17 protein-coding genes are annotated in these 15,704 nt (G+C 67.7%); 14 read left to right on the top strand and 3 right to left on the bottom strand.

The annotated features are described in order from the left end of the window. The first annotated feature begins 228 nt into the window (after positions 1–228). Entirely contained in the window at positions 229–585 is a 357-nt protein-coding gene (locus tag Verru16B_RS01755) for a cupin domain-containing protein (protein ID WP_069960677.1), read from the top strand. A gap of 152 nt (positions 586–737) precedes the next feature. Here the strand turns inward: Verru16B_RS01755 and Verru16B_RS01750 are convergent, their stop codons facing one another. Beyond that, positions 738–1,397: a histidine phosphatase family protein gene (locus Verru16B_RS01750; protein WP_069960676.1), complete on the bottom strand. Its 660-nt coding sequence runs from the start codon at positions 1,395–1,397 to the stop codon at positions 738–740. 374 nt (positions 1,398–1,771) lie between these two features. Between Verru16B_RS01750 and Verru16B_RS01745 the strand changes: the two genes are divergently transcribed. The 4 genes from Verru16B_RS01745 (at position 1,772) to Verru16B_RS01730 (ending at position 5,022) form a co-directional block, all read left to right on the top strand. Beyond that, the gene (locus Verru16B_RS01745; protein ID WP_069960675.1) at positions 1,772–2,491 is read left to right on the top strand and encodes a Crp/Fnr family transcriptional regulator; all 720 of its coding nucleotides are present in this window, start codon (positions 1,772–1,774) and stop codon (positions 2,489–2,491) included. A 254-nt stretch (positions 2,492–2,745) separates the two neighbouring features. Beyond that, positions 2,746–3,468: an iron-sulfur cluster repair di-iron protein gene (ric, locus tag Verru16B_RS01740; RefSeq protein WP_069960674.1), complete on the top strand. Its 723-nt coding sequence runs from the start codon at positions 2,746–2,748 to the stop codon at positions 3,466–3,468. A 78-nt stretch (positions 3,469–3,546) separates the two neighbouring features. Beyond that, complete coding sequence (locus Verru16B_RS01735) at positions 3,547–4,011, top strand: universal stress protein (protein WP_069960673.1); 465 nt, start codon at positions 3,547–3,549, stop codon at positions 4,009–4,011. Positions 4,012–4,107: 96 nt separating this feature from the next. Then, a complete protein-coding gene (locus Verru16B_RS01730) occupies positions 4,108–5,022 on the top strand; it encodes a PocR ligand-binding domain-containing protein (RefSeq protein ID WP_069960672.1) in 915 nt (304 codons plus the stop codon). Here the strand turns inward: Verru16B_RS01730 and Verru16B_RS01725 are convergent. Next, positions 5,019–5,489 (bottom strand): hypothetical protein, encoded by a 471-nt coding sequence (locus tag Verru16B_RS01725; RefSeq protein ID WP_157772120.1) that lies wholly within the window; start codon positions 5,487–5,489, stop codon positions 5,019–5,021. The two genes, Verru16B_RS01730 and Verru16B_RS01725, sit on opposite strands and share 4 nt — an antisense overlap. On the opposite strand from Verru16B_RS01725, the gene Verru16B_RS19210 reads away from it, so the two are divergent. The 9 genes from Verru16B_RS19210 (at position 5,443) to Verru16B_RS01695 (ending at position 14,270) form a co-directional block, all read left to right on the top strand. Beyond that, the gene (locus Verru16B_RS19210) at positions 5,443–5,859 is read left to right on the top strand and encodes a DUF2934 domain-containing protein (RefSeq protein WP_343125091.1); all 417 of its coding nucleotides are present in this window, start codon (positions 5,443–5,445) and stop codon (positions 5,857–5,859) included. The genes Verru16B_RS01725 and Verru16B_RS19210 overlap by 47 nt on opposite strands. A 23-nt stretch (positions 5,860–5,882) precedes the next feature. Next, complete coding sequence (locus tag Verru16B_RS01720; RefSeq protein ID WP_069960670.1) at positions 5,883–6,170, top strand: hypothetical protein; 288 nt, start codon at positions 5,883–5,885, stop codon at positions 6,168–6,170. A gap of 19 nt (positions 6,171–6,189) precedes the next feature. Then, positions 6,190–8,505 carry a cytochrome-c oxidase, cbb3-type subunit I gene (ccoN, locus tag Verru16B_RS01715; protein WP_069960669.1) on the top strand — a complete coding sequence of 772 codons (2,316 nt, stop codon included), beginning with the start codon at positions 6,190–6,192 and terminating at the stop codon, positions 8,503–8,505. Positions 8,506–8,580: 75 nt separating this feature from the next. Beyond that, positions 8,581–8,739 carry a hypothetical protein gene (locus tag Verru16B_RS18195; RefSeq protein WP_157772118.1) on the top strand — a complete coding sequence of 53 codons (159 nt, stop codon included), beginning with the start codon at positions 8,581–8,583 and terminating at the stop codon, positions 8,737–8,739. A gap of 9 nt (positions 8,740–8,748) precedes the next feature. Next, the gene (locus Verru16B_RS01710; RefSeq protein ID WP_069960668.1) at positions 8,749–9,336 is read left to right on the top strand and encodes a cbb3-type cytochrome c oxidase N-terminal domain-containing protein; all 588 of its coding nucleotides are present in this window, start codon (positions 8,749–8,751) and stop codon (positions 9,334–9,336) included. Positions 9,337–9,387: 51 nt separating this feature from the next. Further along, positions 9,388–10,899 carry a cytochrome c oxidase accessory protein CcoG gene (gene ccoG / locus Verru16B_RS01705; protein WP_069960667.1) on the top strand — a complete coding sequence of 504 codons (1,512 nt, stop codon included), beginning with the start codon at positions 9,388–9,390 and terminating at the stop codon, positions 10,897–10,899. Next, the gene (locus Verru16B_RS18190) at positions 10,880–11,077 is read left to right on the top strand and encodes a hypothetical protein (RefSeq protein WP_157772117.1); all 198 of its coding nucleotides are present in this window, start codon (positions 10,880–10,882) and stop codon (positions 11,075–11,077) included. Before ccoG ends, Verru16B_RS18190 begins: the two co-directional genes overlap by 20 nt. After that, positions 11,074–11,775, top strand: a complete 702-nt coding sequence (locus Verru16B_RS01700; RefSeq protein WP_069960666.1) for a sulfite exporter TauE/SafE family protein — start codon at positions 11,074–11,076, stop codon at positions 11,773–11,775. The genes Verru16B_RS18190 and Verru16B_RS01700 overlap by 4 nt, the downstream gene beginning before the upstream one ends. Positions 11,776–11,870: 95 nt before the next feature. Beyond that, positions 11,871–14,270 carry a heavy metal translocating P-type ATPase metal-binding domain-containing protein gene (locus Verru16B_RS01695; protein WP_237023457.1) on the top strand — a complete coding sequence of 800 codons (2,400 nt, stop codon included), beginning with the start codon at positions 11,871–11,873 and terminating at the stop codon, positions 14,268–14,270. A gap of 35 nt (positions 14,271–14,305) precedes the next feature. On the opposite strand, the gene Verru16B_RS01690 is transcribed toward Verru16B_RS01695, so the two are convergent. Further along, positions 14,306–15,583, bottom strand: coding sequence for a M24 family metallopeptidase (locus tag Verru16B_RS01690; protein ID WP_157772116.1), 1,278 nt, complete (start codon positions 15,581–15,583; stop codon positions 14,306–14,308). Between the last annotated feature and the right edge of the window lie 121 nt (positions 15,584–15,704).

The raw sequence follows: 15,704 nt of genomic DNA, 5'->3' as shown, positions 1-15,704 counted from the left end.
CTCCGACCGGCCCATGGCCCGCCACCGGGGTGAGGGCACCCCGGCTCCAGGGGAAGGCGGCCTTTGTAGGGTCGGCGCTTGCGCCGACCTCGCCCACGAGGTCGCCGCAAGCAGCGACCCTACAGGGGAAGACGGGGAAGACGATCCATCCGCCCAAACCATGACCTGCATCAAGGCGCCGCCCGCGCGGATGGGGTAGGGTGGAGGACACCGCCCCCTCATCCCACCATGTCTTCCTCCGCCCTCCTCGCCCCCGATCAAGCCGCCGTCTGCTCCCTGCAGGCGCCAGCGCAGAATGTCGCCCACGGCATCGTCAGCCAGGCCGTGCTCACCGCGCCGGGCCTGCGCGTCACGCTGTTCCGCTTCGCCGCGGGGCAGGAGCTGTCGGAGCACACCACGCCCGCCCGGGCCCTCGTCCAGGTGCTGGCCGGCGCCTGTGAGTTTACCTTTCCCGATCGCAAGCAGGTCATGAACGCCGGAGATCTCCTGCATATGCCGCCGAAACTGCCGCACGCCGTGCGCGCGCTCGAGGACCTGACCATCCTGATCACGCAGGCGACGCCGCCGGCCAAGCCTGTCGCTTGACCACAAAGACACAGAGACCCAAAGGACGGAGCAAATCCAAGCTTGGTGTAGCGGCGGTCTATGACCGCCGTCGGGCGCCGCGCCACCCTCGTTTCGGCGGTCATAGACCGCCGCTACAGGATTGGGCAAACCATCCGGCTTCGTTGGTTAAGTCACGGCACCACCGCTTTCCTCTCCCGATAGAAGGCGCGGAGCTTTTCCGCCTCGAGGGTGAAGGCCACGCCGTCGAGGAACGGGGCCCAGCCCGCCTCCTCGTGGCGCACGCCGAGCAGGAGCTCGCGCAGGATGATCACGTTCCAATCGTGCGAAATGTGCAGGTCAAGCCGCCGGCCGGAATCAGACGGATCGCGCAAACGTGACTGCAAATAGGCCAGTTTGCGCCGGGCCACATCCGGCCCTCGCTCGATGAATGCGACCGGCACCTGGTTGGTGAACCACAGGCGCACGAAATGTTCGCCGTGCACGCCGCTCAGGCGCCCGGTCTCGACCTGGTCGAGGATATAGGCGACGCCCAGCTCCGGTTGCGGGCCGACGAGCTCGACCGCCAGACCGGCCCGGCCCGCGCCCGCGGCGATGCGCTCGGCGGTCTGCTGGCAGCGCTTCACGGGACTGTGGAAGACCCGCAGCCGGTCAAAGCCGGTGATCCTCGCCCCGAAGGCTTCCGCGTCCTGGAGACCCTCCGCGGTCAGCTCCGCCGCGAGCGGTTCGCGGGGATCGATGATCGGGTGCCGCGCGGCATGCCGCAGCACGGCCGCGACCGCCCGGTGCGCGGTCAGGGAGTTGAGGGTGGCGAGGAGTTCATGGCCCTGCATGGGGGCCTTGATGCCGCAGCGGGCGTTATCTGGTCAAGACGGGCGATCGCCGGCGGAAGATCTGACTGGTGGAACCTGACCTCCGGGCAGGTTGATTGAGGCCGCGTTCGCCCGAAGCCCGCCCGGCCTGTCAGCCCTAGGCTTGGCGACGGCTGAAGGTCGGGCTCCACCTTCGCCGCGGAGATGGAAACGACCCTTCGGTATGGCATGGCGGCGATTGGCCGGAGCAAGTGTCATCCTGGCCGCCGCTTTGGAAACTCGCGCGATACCCTCTGCAGGGCGAAAGTATTTTGCGCCATTTGTGGCCCTCCTGCTTTGGATGGGGGCTCATTTTCAGCGCGACTTGGCGGGGAAGGCCGGGCAGGTTCCCAACAATGCCGACCGCACCCCGCTCCGTCGAACTCAAGCTCACCGGCTTGGTCAGCTCGTTGCGTTGCTGCCAGCTCTTCACCGGACTTTCCCCCGAGGATCTGACCGCCATCGCGGGCTTCACCCAGGTGCTGCGGCTGGCGAAGGACGATTACCTGTTCCACGAGGGCGAGGCCTCGCGCGGCTTCTACGTCGTGCAGGCCGGGGCGATCAACGTGCACCGGGTCAGCGCGGCGGGCAAGGAGCAGGTGATCCATGTTTTCCGGATGGGCGAGTCGTTCGCCGAGGCCGCCTTGGCCGCGCCCACGGGCTACCCGGCCAATGCGCGCGCGGTCGAGCCGTCGGCGGTCCTGCTCATCCCCAAGGCGCCGATCCTCGAGCTCATCGGCCGACGCCCCGACCTCGCGCTGCGCATGCTCGGCTCGATGAGCGCGCACCTGCGGGTGTTGGTCGGCGCCCTCGACGACCTCACGCTGAAGGATGTGGAATCCCGCCTGCTCAACTGGCTGGTGAAGCACCACCGCGGCGCCCGGGCCGGCGTGATCCAGCTGCCGGGCACCAAGCGGGTGCTGGCCGCCGAGCTCGGCACGAGCAGCGAGACCCTGTCCCGCACCCTGGCGCGCCTGCGCGACGGCGCCCTCATCACGGTCGCCGCCAAGACCATCACGGTGCACGAGCCCGCCCGCCTGGTCGCCATGCTGCGCCGGAACCTCGGCGAAGGTTGAGGGCCGTCGGGCTCAGGGTGCGGAGAGGTTGGCGGGGGCCCAGCGTATGCCTGTAGGAGCCTGCTTGCAGGCGATTCCGGGCCTGCACCCGCGGTTGAGGCCGTGATTCGCCTGCAAGCAGGCTCCTACCCCAAGGCCGTCCGATGTATTTCGACCCGCCGCGAGCGCGCTGACCCACCAATCAAACCAGCGGATCGAAGGATGCTTGACCCAGCTCAAGGCCGGGACGGCGGGGGCGGGGTAGAGTGGACGCCATGCCCACCACGACCCTGCCTGCCATCACCCCGGAATCACGCATCGGCGACCTCGTTGCCGCGTGCCCCTCGCTCGCCCGCGTCTTTGAAGAACTGCGCCTCGACTATTGCTGCGGCGGCAAGCAGAGCCTCGCCGCCGCCAGCGACTCGCGCGGGCTTTCCGTGCTGACCGTCATCGGCCTGCTGGAGGCGGCGACCGCCGCGCTTGCCGCCGGCCCGGCCGAGGTCAACGCCGCCACCCTTTCCCTCAGCCAGCTCGCCGACCACATCGAGCAGTCCCACCACCGCTACCTCAAGGCCGAGCTGCCGCGCCTGGTGGAGATGTCCGCCCGCGTGGCCACCAAGCACGGCTGGCGCGACGCGCGCCTCGCGGAGCTGGCCGCCACGGTGCAGGACCTCGCGAGCGACATGCTCGCCCATATGCAGAAGGAGGAGGTCGTGCTGTTCCCCCTCGTGCGGCAGATTGACGCCGGGGTGCGCGGCGGGTTCCACGCGAGCATTGCCGAGCCCATCGCTTGCATGGAGGCCGAGCATGCCGACGCCGGCCGCGCGCTCGAGCGGCTGCGCGAGCTCACCGACGGCTTTGCGCCCGACGCCGACGCCTGCAACACGCACCGCGCGATGCTCGCCGGGCTGGCCCAACTCGAGGCCGACCTGCACCACCATGTGCACAAGGAGAACAACGTCCTGTTCCCGCGGGCGCTGGCCCGCATCGCCGGCTGATTGTAACGCCCGCAACCGGCGCGGAAACCGTCGCAAGATCCGCCCGGCATCCGCGGGCCAAGGGAGTATAGTGGGGGCATGAAGACGATCCTGGTACCCCTCGATCTTTCCCCGGCGGCGGTGCAGGTGTGCAACGCGGCCTGTGAGCTGGCGCGGCGGGTGGATGGGCGGTTGATCCTGATGCATGTCGTACCCCCGCCGCCGGTCATGCTGAGCGATGTGTACGCCTTTGACGCCGGCCAGTTGACCGAACTCACCGAGGTGGCGGGCAAAACCGCCGCGCGCAGCCTGCGGGCGCTGGACCGGCATTGCGGCAAGCGCGGGGTCCGCGCCACGACCGTGCAGCGGAGCGGGGCACCCGTGGCGGCGATCCTGGCCAAGGCGGTCTCGGCCCGGGCGGCCTACATTGTGATGGGCTCACACGGCCACGGGGCGATTTATGACCTGCTCGTCGGCAGTACCACCCATGGGGTCCTCATGCAGGCACCCTGTCCAGTCCTCGTGGTCCCCCCCGTGAGCCGGCGCCAAGCCCGCCGGGGCTAGAAACGCCGCTATTGGGCCTGCTTAGCCGCACTGGTGACGGTGCGGTGGGGTAATATCTTATTTGCACATGGCCGGATAGGACGTTTGAGTGCGTCCGTGGTAACCCCATCCGACAATGTCCGACAAAGCCGGGAACTGGTCCGCCAGCTCCACGATTCGGAGATTTACAAGGATTACGAGAAGGCCTTCCGCGAAACGACGGGTTTGCCGATCAATCTGCGGCCCATCGAGGCCTTTGACCTGCCGCACCACACGGATCCCAACGAAAATCCGTTCTGTGCCCTCCTGGCCAAGACCAACCAGACCTGCTCCGCCTGCCTGCAACTGCAGAAACGCGTCGAGCAGGAAGCGCGCATGGAGCCGAAGACCCTCAAGTGCTTTGCCGGTCTCTGCGACTCCGCCGTGCCGGTGCGGGTGGGGGAGAACCTCGTCGCCTTCCTGCAGACCGGTCAGATCCTGCTGCACACGCCGAGCCAGCGGGAGTTCAAGAAGTTCACTCGCGAGCTGATCAATTTCGGGGTGGATTGTGACCTGAAGCGGCTGGAGGAGGCCTATTTCCAGACCCGCGTGCTGGAAAAGAAGCAATACGAGGCGGTGCTCCGGCTGCTGACCATCTTCGCCCAGCATCTCGCCACGCTCAGCAACGAACTCATGGTCTCCGCCAAGCAGGCCGAGTCCCCCATGATCTCGCGGGCCAAGGTCTTCATCGCCGAGCACCAGAGCGAGGAGATGTCCCTGCGGCAGGTGGCCGGGGCGGTGAACACCAGCGCGTTTTATTTCTGCAAGATGTTCAAGCAGGCCACCGGCCTCACCTTCACCGACTACCTCGCGCGGGTGCGCATCGAAAAGGTGAAGAACCTCCTCCTCAACCCGCACAAGCGCATCAGCGAGGCGGCCTACGAGGCGGGGTTCCAGTCTCTGTCTCAGTTCAATCGCGTATTCCGCAAGATTGCGGGCGAGGCGCCGACCACCTGGCGCGACAAGCTCCACCGGCGTTCCGCGGCCGGTTAATGCGCGCGGGCCTCGGACGAGCCGGCTGATTTGTCCGCCATCTCGCAGCAGCCGGGCACGCCCTTGTGCTGGCAGACGGAACAAAGGGTCTGGATTTCCTGCTGGGCGAGGGCGCGGAAGAGCAGCAGCACCTCCTCCAGTTCCTTGCCGAGCAGCGGCCCGGCGGCGGCGTGCAGCGCCAGCTCGCCGGTGGTGAAATATTTCAGCAGCGGGTTGAGCCCGCACGCGCAGTAACCGTGCACCGGCCCGATCAGCGGCGTGCAGCGCCGCAGCCACTGCTGTGTCGAGCGGTTCGACCCCGTTTCCAGGCCCGAGAAGAGCTGGGCCAGCGTCGCATCCATCAGGTACATCAGGGTATCGGGACGGCCCAGCGGCGTGATCGTCGGCTCACCGTGCAGCAGCTGACCCCACTCCTTTTTAATGGCGGGACAAAGCGCAGCCAGGCTTTGGACGAGTGCAGGAGTCACGCCGGCAGGATGCCACAGGGACGAGTCCGCTGCGCCGCAGCCGTTGGCGGGCTCTGCGCATATCTTGGACAAGCATCGCGGCACGAAGGCCAAGGGGCGCGGAGCCGGTCCGTCCCGAGGCAGTTACAGTGGCGGCATGAAAGCCCGCCCGCCCCGCGCCCCGGCCCCGGAGCCCAGTGAACGTGACATCCAGCACGCGGCCTACCTGCTGTGGGAGCAGGCGGGCTGCCCGCCCGGCCGCGATGAAGAGTTTTGGTTCAGCGCCCAGGCCCGGCTCCGGCACTCGGTCCACGTGGCCACGCATTTTTTGACAAGGCCTGCCGCGTCTAGAGCAAGGGATGCGCAGCCGGACCCCCAGGGAAAAGACTAGGGTAAAGCAGACATATCCACGCCATGTCTGTCATCCCCCTCACTATATTCTTCAGCCTGCTCCTGGCCGGCACCTTCGTGGTGCTTTTTGCCCGCGAGCAGCGCCGCCGCCACCTGACCAGCCCCGAGCGGGATTCCCTGCTCCCGCTCGCCGATGAGACGCCGTTGATCGTGCCCGCCCGCCCGACCGCCCCCGTCACTCCCGCCCCCGCGGCCCACGCCTCCGGCGGCTGCGGCTGCCGGCGTGGCGTCCGCCCCCCCTGCCGCGGCTGCCTGCAGCGCCTCGATGCCCAGGAACCCGCCTATTTCTGAACCCCCTCCCGAATCTCCCATGACGACCGGACAAAAAACCATCATTGAATTCAACGACAAGATCGTGCGGCAGTTCCTGCTCGCCTCGGTCATCTGGGGGGCCGTCGGCATGCTGGTCGGCGTGCTCATCGCGACCCAGCTCAATTTCTGGCAGGTGAACTTCGGCCAGCAGTGGCTGAGCTTCGGCCGCCTCCGCCCGCTGCACACCAACGCGGTGATCTTCGCCTTCGTCGGCAACATGATGTTCGCCGGCGTTTACTACTCGACGCAGCGCCTGGTGAAGGCCCGCCTCGCTAGCGACTTCCTGTCGAACCTCCACTTCTGGGGCTGGCAGCTGATCATCGTCTCGGCCGCAATCACCCTCCCGCTCGGCCTCACCCGCGGCAAGGAATACGCGGAGCTCATCTGGCCCATCAACATCGCGGTCGCGCTCATCTGGGTCGTCTTTGCGGTCAACTTCTTCTGGACCCTGGCGAAGCGCCACGAGAAGTCCCTCTACGTCGCCATCTGGTTCTACATCGCGACGATCATCACCGTGGCGATGCTCTACATCGTCAACCACCTGTCGATCCCGACCTCGTGGGTGCACAGCTACCCGGTCTTCGGCGGCGTGCAGGACGGCCTGGTCCAGTGGTGGTACGGGCACAACGCCGTGGCCTTCTTCCTGACCACGCCGATCCTGGGCATCATGTATTACTTCCTGCCGAAGGCGGCGGAACGGCCGGTGTACTCGTACCGGCTCTCGGTCATCCACTTCTGGTCGCTGGTCTTCCTCTACATCTGGGCCGGCCCCCACCATCTCCTCAACACCGCGCTGCCCAACTGGCTCCAGCTCCTCGGCATGACCTTCTCACTCATGCTCTGGGCGCCCTCCTGGGGCGGCATGCTGAACGGTCTGCTCACCCTGCGCGGCGCGTGGGGCAAGCTCCGCACCGACCCGGTCATCAAGTTCTTCGCCGCCGGCGTCACCTTCTACGGCATGGCCACCTTCGAGGGGCCGCTCCTCTCGATCAAGTCGGTCAACGCCCTCGCGCATTATTCCGACTGGATCATCGGCCACGTCCACGGCGGCGCGCTCGGGTGGAACGGCTTCATGGCGGCCGGCATGTTCTACTGGCTCGTGCCGCGCCTCTGGAACCGGCCGCTGCACTCGCAGTCGCTGGCCAACCTGCACTTCTGGCTCGGGATGTTCGGCATCCTGCTCTACATGGGCGCCATGTGGGCCTCGGGTATCACCCAGGGCCTCATGCTCAACGCCACGGCCGAGGGCGGCACGATCCTGAAGTACCCCAACTTCCTCGAGACGCTGAACTCGATCCGCTTCCTGATGCTGCTGCGCGTGGTCGGCGGCGGCGCGTACCTTACGGGCTTCCTGATCATGGCCTACAACATCTTCCGGTCCATCCGCGGCGCCCAGGTGGTCAACGGCTCGATGGAAGTCTACGTCGAGAAGCACACCCCCGAGGAGACGCTCAGCGCCGGCGCCACGATCTTCAACGCCCCGGTCATCTTCAGCACCCTGGGCTGTCTGGCCGCCTTCATCTGGATGTTCACCACCGGCTGGCTCAACATCCTCGGCCTGGTCGCCACCGCCTTCTGCGTGCTCCTCGCCATCGGCCATTTCCAGAGCCGCGGCAAGTCCTGGGGCGAGTGGTACGACAAGCTCCTGCTGAACGCCCTGCCGTTCACCGTCCTCACCTTCCTGGCGGTCGCCGTGGGCGGCCTGATCCAGATCATCCCGATGCTCACCATCGAGCGCCGGCTCCAGACCGAGGACCGGGTCGCCGCCGTCTACACCCCGCTTGAGCTCGCCGGCCGCGACCTCTTCGTCCGCGAGGGCTGCTACACCTGCCACTCCCAGATGATCCGCACCCTGGTGCCGGACGTCATGCGCTACGGCGACTACTCCCGCCTCGGCGAGTCCATCTGGGATCACCCGTACCAGTGGGGCTCCCGCCGCGCCGGTCCCGACCTCGCGCGCGTCGGCGGCAAATACAACCACGCCTGGCACTACGACCACATGCGCGACCCGCGCGCCATCTCGACGGGCTCGAACATGCCGGCCTACACCTGGCTGCATGAGCAGGAGACCGATTACGCCGCGCTCCCGTCCAAGATCCGCGTGCAGCGCATGCTGGGCGTCCCGTTCCCCAACTGGTCCCCCGCCGAGATTGACGCCCTCGCCAAGGCGCAGGCCAAGCAGATCACGCAAGAACTGCGCGACCAGGGCCGCTTCACCGAGCCCAACAAGGAAATCGTCGCCCTCACCGCCTACCTGCAGTCGCTGGGCAAGAAGTGGCAGGCGACGGGCGCCCAAGTCACAAGTGCCAAGTAACAAGGACCAAGAACACCGGCCAACCTCCGCACCCACTCACCCTCACGTTCACTCTCACTTCAACCCCATCCTCCCATGTTCCGCCGCATCATCTACGAAGACTGGCAGCTCATTTTCCCCGTCGTCGCCCTCGCCGTGGCGTCGATCGTTTTCCTCGCCGCCGCCTGGCGCGCCTCGCGCATGAAGCCCGCCCAGGGCGAGCGGATGGCCAACCTGCCCTTCGAAACCGACTGATCTCCCTTCATGAATTCGCACCCGACGCCGCCTCCGGACCAGAACGGTCCCGCCCTCCGGCCGCACATCTATGACGGCATCCAGGAGTTCGATCAGCGCCTGCCCAACTGGTGGCTGAACACCTTGTACGGCGCCATCGCCTTCTCCATCGTGTTCTGGTTCGCCCACATGATCGCCAAGATCCTGCCGACGGATGGCGCCCGGGTGGACGCCGCGATGGCGCAGATCGCCGCCGCCAAGATGGCCTCGTCCATCGATGTCACCAACGATCAGCTCTTCTGGGACATGAGCGCCAACCCGGTCTTCACCGAGGCCGGCAAGGCGACCGTTAACTCGCTCTGCGTGGCCTGCCATCTGGCCAGCCTCAAGGGCAAGGGGGAGAACCCCGGCGCGGTTGGTCCGGACCTCACCGACACGGCCTGGATCCACGGCGGCACGCCGAAGGAAATCTACGCGACCCTGAAGAGTGGCGTGCTGGCCAAGGGCATGCCCGCCTGGGAGCCCGTGCTCGGCCAGAAAAAGACCGCCGAGGTCGTCGCTTACCTTCTCTCCCATCATAAACAAGGCGAACCGATCACCGTCGAGATCGCCAAATAACCCCCGTCCGGCCAGGCCCGTCCGGGAAACGGGCCCCCGCTCAAACCACGCATGAGCGAACCTTCCAAACTCACCCCCTCGTCGGCCAAGCACCCGAAGGCGCGTCTCGCGCCCTCGGTCGACTCGGTCACGACCATCGCCAGCGACGGCTCGCGCCGGGACATCCATCCGGCGGATGTCGGCGGGCGGTTCACCGTCGCGCGCCGCTGGAGCGGCTGGGCGCTGATTGCGTTTTACCTGGTCCTGCCCTGGATCCCGGTCAACGGCCACCCGGCGGTGTTCATCGACATCGCGGAGGGGCGCTTTCACTTCTTCGGCTACACCCTCGCGGCCCAGGACACGTGGCTGCTCTTCTTCGGCCTCACGGGGCTCGGGTTTGCGCTGTTCTTCCTGACCGCCCTTTTCGGCCGCCTCTGGTGCGGCTGGGCCTGCCCGCAGACGGTCTATCTGGAGCACGTCTACCGGCTGATCGAGCGTTGGATCGACGGGGACGCCCCGGAGCGCCGCGCCTTGAAGGAAGCCCCGCTGACGGGCGCCAAGGTGGGCAAGCGCGTGGCCAAGCATGGGCTGTTCATCGTGGCCTCGCTGCTGATCACGCACCTCTTCCTCAGTTATTTCGTGAGTCTGCCCGAGGTCTGGCACATGATGAGCGCGGCCCCGGGGGAACACTGGGCGGCCTTCGTCTTCGTGTTCGTGAGCGCCGGCATCCTCTATTTCAACTTCGCCTGGTTCCGGGAGCAGCTTTGCATCGTCATCTGTCCCTACGGCCGCCTGCAGTCCGCGCTGACCGACGATAACTCGATGGTCATCGGCTACGACACCAAGCGCGGGGAGCCACGGGGCAAGCTGGGCACGCCCGATGCGGGCGCCTGCGTGGCCTGCAACCGCTGCGTGCAGGTTTGCCCGACCGGCATCGATATCCGCCATGGCCTGCAGCTGGAGTGCATCGGTTGCGCCGCGTGCATCGACGCGTGTGACGAGGTGATGACGAAGGTCGGCCGTCCGAAGGGCTTGGTGCGCTACGATTCCTTCGTCGGCCTGGCTGGCGGCCGCACCCGCTGGGTCCGGCCCCGCACGATCGTCTATTTCATCCTGCTGCTGGTTGGCGTCGCCGTCGCCACCTTCGCCTTCTCGACCGTCAAGCCGGCTGGTTTTCTCGTGTACCGCATGAGCGGGGCCGCCTACTTCGTGGGCGAGGACGCCGTGCGGAACCAATTCATGGTGCGCCTCGTCAACAAGCGCTCCATTCCGGCCACCTACCTCGTCACTGCCGAGGGCGTGCCGGAAGGGGTGCACCTCACCGGGTTTGACGCCCCGGTCCAACTGGCGGCGCAGGCCGAGCAGGTCTCGCCCCTCGTGCTCTCCGTGGACCGCCACCGCTACACCGGCGCCTTCCATTTCACCGTGAAGGTGGAGGATGTGGACCGCACCTACGAACTGTCCCGGGTGGTCGAGTTCATGGGGCCCGATCCGAAATTGCTGCGCGAGGATGAAGAGGAGCGGGTGGAGCATGCGCGCGAGTCAGCCGGATCAAAGAAGGAGCATGATGATGACGGCAAATGACCCGGGCGTGGGGTCCGCCTCCAACCCGCCCGCTTCGGGCGGGACTGCCTGGAGCCTCTGGCTCTGGGTCGGCGCCGGCTTCCTGCTGCTCGTGATCGGCTGGGGTGTCATGTTTACGGTGGCGCGGCAGGCGAACGTGCAGTCGGTGCCGCTGGCGAAGCAGGAGGCGAAGCCATGACCGCCGAGCTTGCCGGCATCACCGGCCCCGGATCCGCGCTGCTGGCCGGGCTGGTCACAAGCCTGCACTGTGCCGGCATGTGCGGACCGCTGGCTTGCTCGCTCATGCCGGCGCGGCGCGATGAGGCCGACCCGCATACCGTGGCCACGGTCTATCATCTCAGCCGGCTGGCTGGCTACACGTTGCTGGGCGCGTTGGTCGGGGGCATCGGCCGCGTGCCGCTGTCGTTCATCGGCGAGGGCGCGATGCGCTACCTGCCGTGGTTGCTCGTGCTGTTTTTCGTGGCCGTGGCGGTGCGCTTCGACCAGCGGTTGCCGAAACTGCCACTGCTCGGTCGTGCCTATGGGGCGGTGTCGGCCCGGTTGCGCGGGGGCTCGCGCCTGCGGGCCGCCGGCCTCCTCGGCATCGCCACGCCGCTGCTGCCCTGCGGGCCGCTGTACTTCCTCCTGTCGCTGGCCCTGCTGTCCGGCTCCGCCGCGCGCGGGGCGGAGACGCTCCTCGCCTTCGGCCTCGGCACCGTGCCGCTGCTCTGGTTCGCACAGGCCAACTACCATCTCATCCGCGTGCGGATCGGCCCGGTGTGGCTGGGCCGGATCCAGACCGCGATGGCTCTGGTCGTGGCCGCCATCCTGGTGTGGCGCCTGCGCGGCACGCTCGGCCTGGGCGGCCCCGGGGTGAACGACTTTGTGTGTTTCTGAGGCGCGAATTCCGGCCCACTGCAACTCGCCGACCAGATAACATGACTTTCTTCGGAAAAAACTTGGTGAACGGGGGTGTGAGCCCGACGGTGCGAGTGCGTGGACTGCGTGCCGAGCCAGCCGCCCCCGTTCACCTTTGCCGCCACTGCGGCACGCCGCTGCAGACGGAACGCACGCGGGAGAGCGGCTTTTGCTGCACCGGCTGCGCCTACGTGTTCCGGCTGGTGCATGAGCACGGCCTGGAGGGTTATTACAAGATCCGGGACACGGTCGTGGCGCCGGTTGACCAGGTGGTGTTCCAGCCGCGCGACTACGCGTGGCTGGCAGAGATGCAGCTGGAGGTCGAGAAGTCCCCCGGTCCGTCCGCTCTGATGCTCGAGGTGCAGGGCATCTCCTGCGCCGGCTGCGTGTGGCTGATCGAGAAGATTTTTCACCAGCAGAAGGGTTCGCTCGCCATCCAGACCGATGCCCAGGTCGGGCGCATGCGGTTGCAGTGGGCGCGGGGGGAGTTTGACGCGGTGGCTTTCGCGCGCGCCCTGCAGGGGTTCAACTATCTGGTGGGGCCTCCGGGCGAGGAACCCGCGGTGCCGGAGAGCCGGCAGCTGGTCCGCCGCGTGGGCCTGTGCGCGGCGTTCTCGATGAACATCATGCTGTTTGCGCTGCCCGCGTATTTCGGCATGGAGGCGTCCTTCGCGTACGCCCCGCTGTTCAACACGCTGGCGATGGTTTTCGCCACGCTGAGCCTGCTGACGGGCGGCAGCTACTTCTTCGGCCGGGCCCTGGGAGCGCTGCGCAGCGGGGTGCTGCATATCGACCTGCCGATCGCCGTGGGCATCCTCGGTGCCTACGCCGGCTCCTTCTTCGGCTGGATCGCCGGCCGCGAGGAATACGTCTATTTCGATTTCGTCGGCACCTTCATCCTGCTGATGCTTGTCGGTCGCTGGGCGCAGGTCGCCGCGGTGGAGCACAACCGCCGCCGGCTGCTCAGCGTGCAGGCGCGGCCGCACAAGGTGCGGGTGCTCGGCCCCTCCGGCGCGGCGGTGGACCAGCCGGTAGAGAACCTGCGGCCCGGAGACATTTTTCGCGTGCGCTCGGGCCAGGTAGTCCCCGTGGAGGCCCAGCTGGAATCGTCCGCGGCGACCTTTGGCACCGCCTGGATCACCGGTGAGGCCGATCCGCGTGAATACCGCCAGGGTGGCCGCGTACCGGCCGGGGCAGTGTCGCTCGTGCGCGGCGAGATCCAGCTGCGCGCGCTGCAGGGGTGGACCGATTCGTTGCTGGCCAAGCTGCTGCAGCCCGCCGGCCGTGATGCCTTCCGCCACCGCTGGCTGGAACGGGTGGTGGGCGGCTACCTCATCGCCATCTTTGTTGCGGCGACGCTCGCTGGCGCGGGTTGGTGGCTGGCCACGCACGATGCCGTGCACGCTTTCTCGGTCGTGACCGCCGTGCTCGTGGTGTCCTGTCCCTGCGCGATCGGCCTGTCGCTGCCGCTGGCCGACGAGATGGCCACGGTGGCGTTGCGCCGGCACGGCGTGTTTGTGCGCGAGGCGGACCTGTGGCCGCGGCTGGCGCGCATCCGCAAGCTCATCTTTGACAAGACCGGCACGCTCACCTTGGAGACGCCGGTGTTGCGCAACCCGGACGCGCTGGCCGGTCTCGCCCCGACCGCCCGCGCCGCCCTGCTCACCCTGGTCCGGGACAACGCGCACCCGGTGAGCCAGAGCCTCTGCGAGAACCTGCTCGCCGGTCCCGGCGGCGGGGAACCCCTGGCGGGCGTGATCAGCGAGGAAACAGGGTATGGCGTGAAGCTGGAGACGGGGGCCGGGACCTGGACCCTGGGGCGGGCGGGGTGGGCCGGTGGCAAGGCGGGGTGCGACGACCGCGCCCGGCAGCCGGAAATGGCCGGCACGGAATTTGCCTGCGACGGGGTCGTGCTCGCGCGCTTTGTATTCGAGGACGCGGTGCGGGCCGACGCGGTGGCTGAGGTGGCGGCCCTGCGGCGCGATGGTTTCGAGGCCTATATCCTCAGCGGCGACCAACCGGACAAGGTGGCGGCCATGGCCCGGGCCTTGGGGCTGCCCGCGGCCAACGGCGTCGCCGGCGTGAGTCCCGAGCAGAAGGCGGCGTGGGTGAAAATGCTAGACCGGCGCGACACCCTCATGCTGGGCGACGGCGCCAACGACAGCCTCGCGTTTGACACGGCCTTCGCCCGCGGGACCCCGGTGATCCACCGCGGCGTGCTCGAGGGGAAAGCGGATTTCTACTATCTCGGCCAGGGCATCGGCGGGCTGCGCCGGCTCTTCGCGGTGAACGCGGCGCGCCGCCGCACCCACACCGCGCTGCTGGTCTTCTCGGTCGTCTACAATGCGTTCGCCGTCGGCCTGGCGGTCAGCGGCCACATGAACCCACTGCTCGCGGCGATCATCATGCCGGTCAGTTCGCTGCTCTCGCTCGCCATCGTCGGCGCCGGCATGCGGCGCTGGCTGAAGGTGTGAGTGGAAGGCGGGATTTTCGGATCCCGCCCTGCCGCTTACTTCAGGTCCTTCGGGATCGCGGCGGTCAGGTTCAGCGGGGCGCCGGCGGTGACGAGGAGGTTGTCCTCGATCCGCACGCCACCGAGGTGCAGGTGGCGGTCGACGAGGTCCCAGTCGACCGCCTGCGCGTAGCGCGAGCGGCGACCGGCGTCGCGCAGGAGGGCGGGGATGAAGTAGAGGCCGGGTTCCACCGTCACGACGTAGCCTTCGCGCAGGATCAGGTCCATGCGGAGGCTGCGCAGGCTCGGACGCGGATCGCGGGTGCGGCCGGGTTCGAGGCCGCTGGCGTCACGAACGCCGAGGCCGACCATGTGGCCGAGACCGTGCGGATAGAACAGGGTGTGCACCTCCTGTTCGACGAGTGAGGAGGGGTTGCCGCGTACGACGCCCATGGCCGCGAGCCCGGTCATCAGGTCGGTGGCGGTGGCGTAGTGGAGATCCTTCCATTCGGCGCCCGGCCGGCAGAGGGCGCAGGTGCGTTCCTGGGCGCCGAGCACGACCTGGTAGAGGTCACGTTGGAAGGGCGACGCCCGACCCGCCACGTAGGTGCGGGTGACATCGGTCACGTAGCGGTCCACTTGCGCGCCGGAGTCGATGAGGATGAAATCCCCGTTCCGCGCCACACGGTCGGGCGAGGGCGAGCCATGGAAAACTGCGCTCTGCGGGCCGACCCCGACGATCGAGTCGTAGCCCGTGGTCTGGGCACCGTGCCGGAAATACTCCGCCTCCAGTTCGATCTGGAGTGTGCGCTCGCTGACGCCGGGCCGCAGCAGCGGCTGGATCGCCGCGTAGCCGGCGGCGGTGGCGGCGGCGCCGCGCTGCAGCACGGCGATTTCGGCGGCCTCCTTCGGGCGCCGGGCGTGTTTGTAGCGTTCGCGGACCGCGGCCGTGCGGGTCTCGTCCGCGGAGATCCCGCTGACCGGCGCGCCCAGCAGCACGACCGGCCGGCCGCGCCGGGCGGAGAACCAGGCGGGAAAGGAGGTCAGCGGTTCGCCGGGGAGCTGTTCGCGGCCTTCCCACACCCGATCCATCTCGGTCACCTCGGGGACAAACGAGGTCCACGCGCCGTCGCGCGGATCAAAGGCCAGGATGCCGCCGATGGCGTCGAGGTGGCCGGTCAGGAAATAGTATTCCTGGTGCGCGATGTAGGGCAGGAGGGCGTCGCTGATCTCGGGCTTGGGCAGCGGGTGGCCGGAGCCGATGAGCAGCACTTCGTCGGTCAGGGCGAGCGCACGGGCGATGCGGGCGCGGCGGGCGGGGAAGTCAAAATTCATCTTGGCCACAAAAAGGCACAAAAACCCACGAAAAGGAAGACGACAGACAGGCGATGATCTGGGGGCGGGAACCACTAAGGGACGCTATTCATCGCTCATGGGTTCGGATTCGCGTCGTTTA

Origin of the sequence: Lacunisphaera limnophila, from assembly GCF_001746835.1 — a bacterium.
GTDB lineage: Bacteria > Verrucomicrobiota > Verrucomicrobiia > Opitutales > Opitutaceae > Lacunisphaera > Lacunisphaera limnophila.
This window is presented reverse-complemented; position numbering and strand designations above follow the sequence as displayed.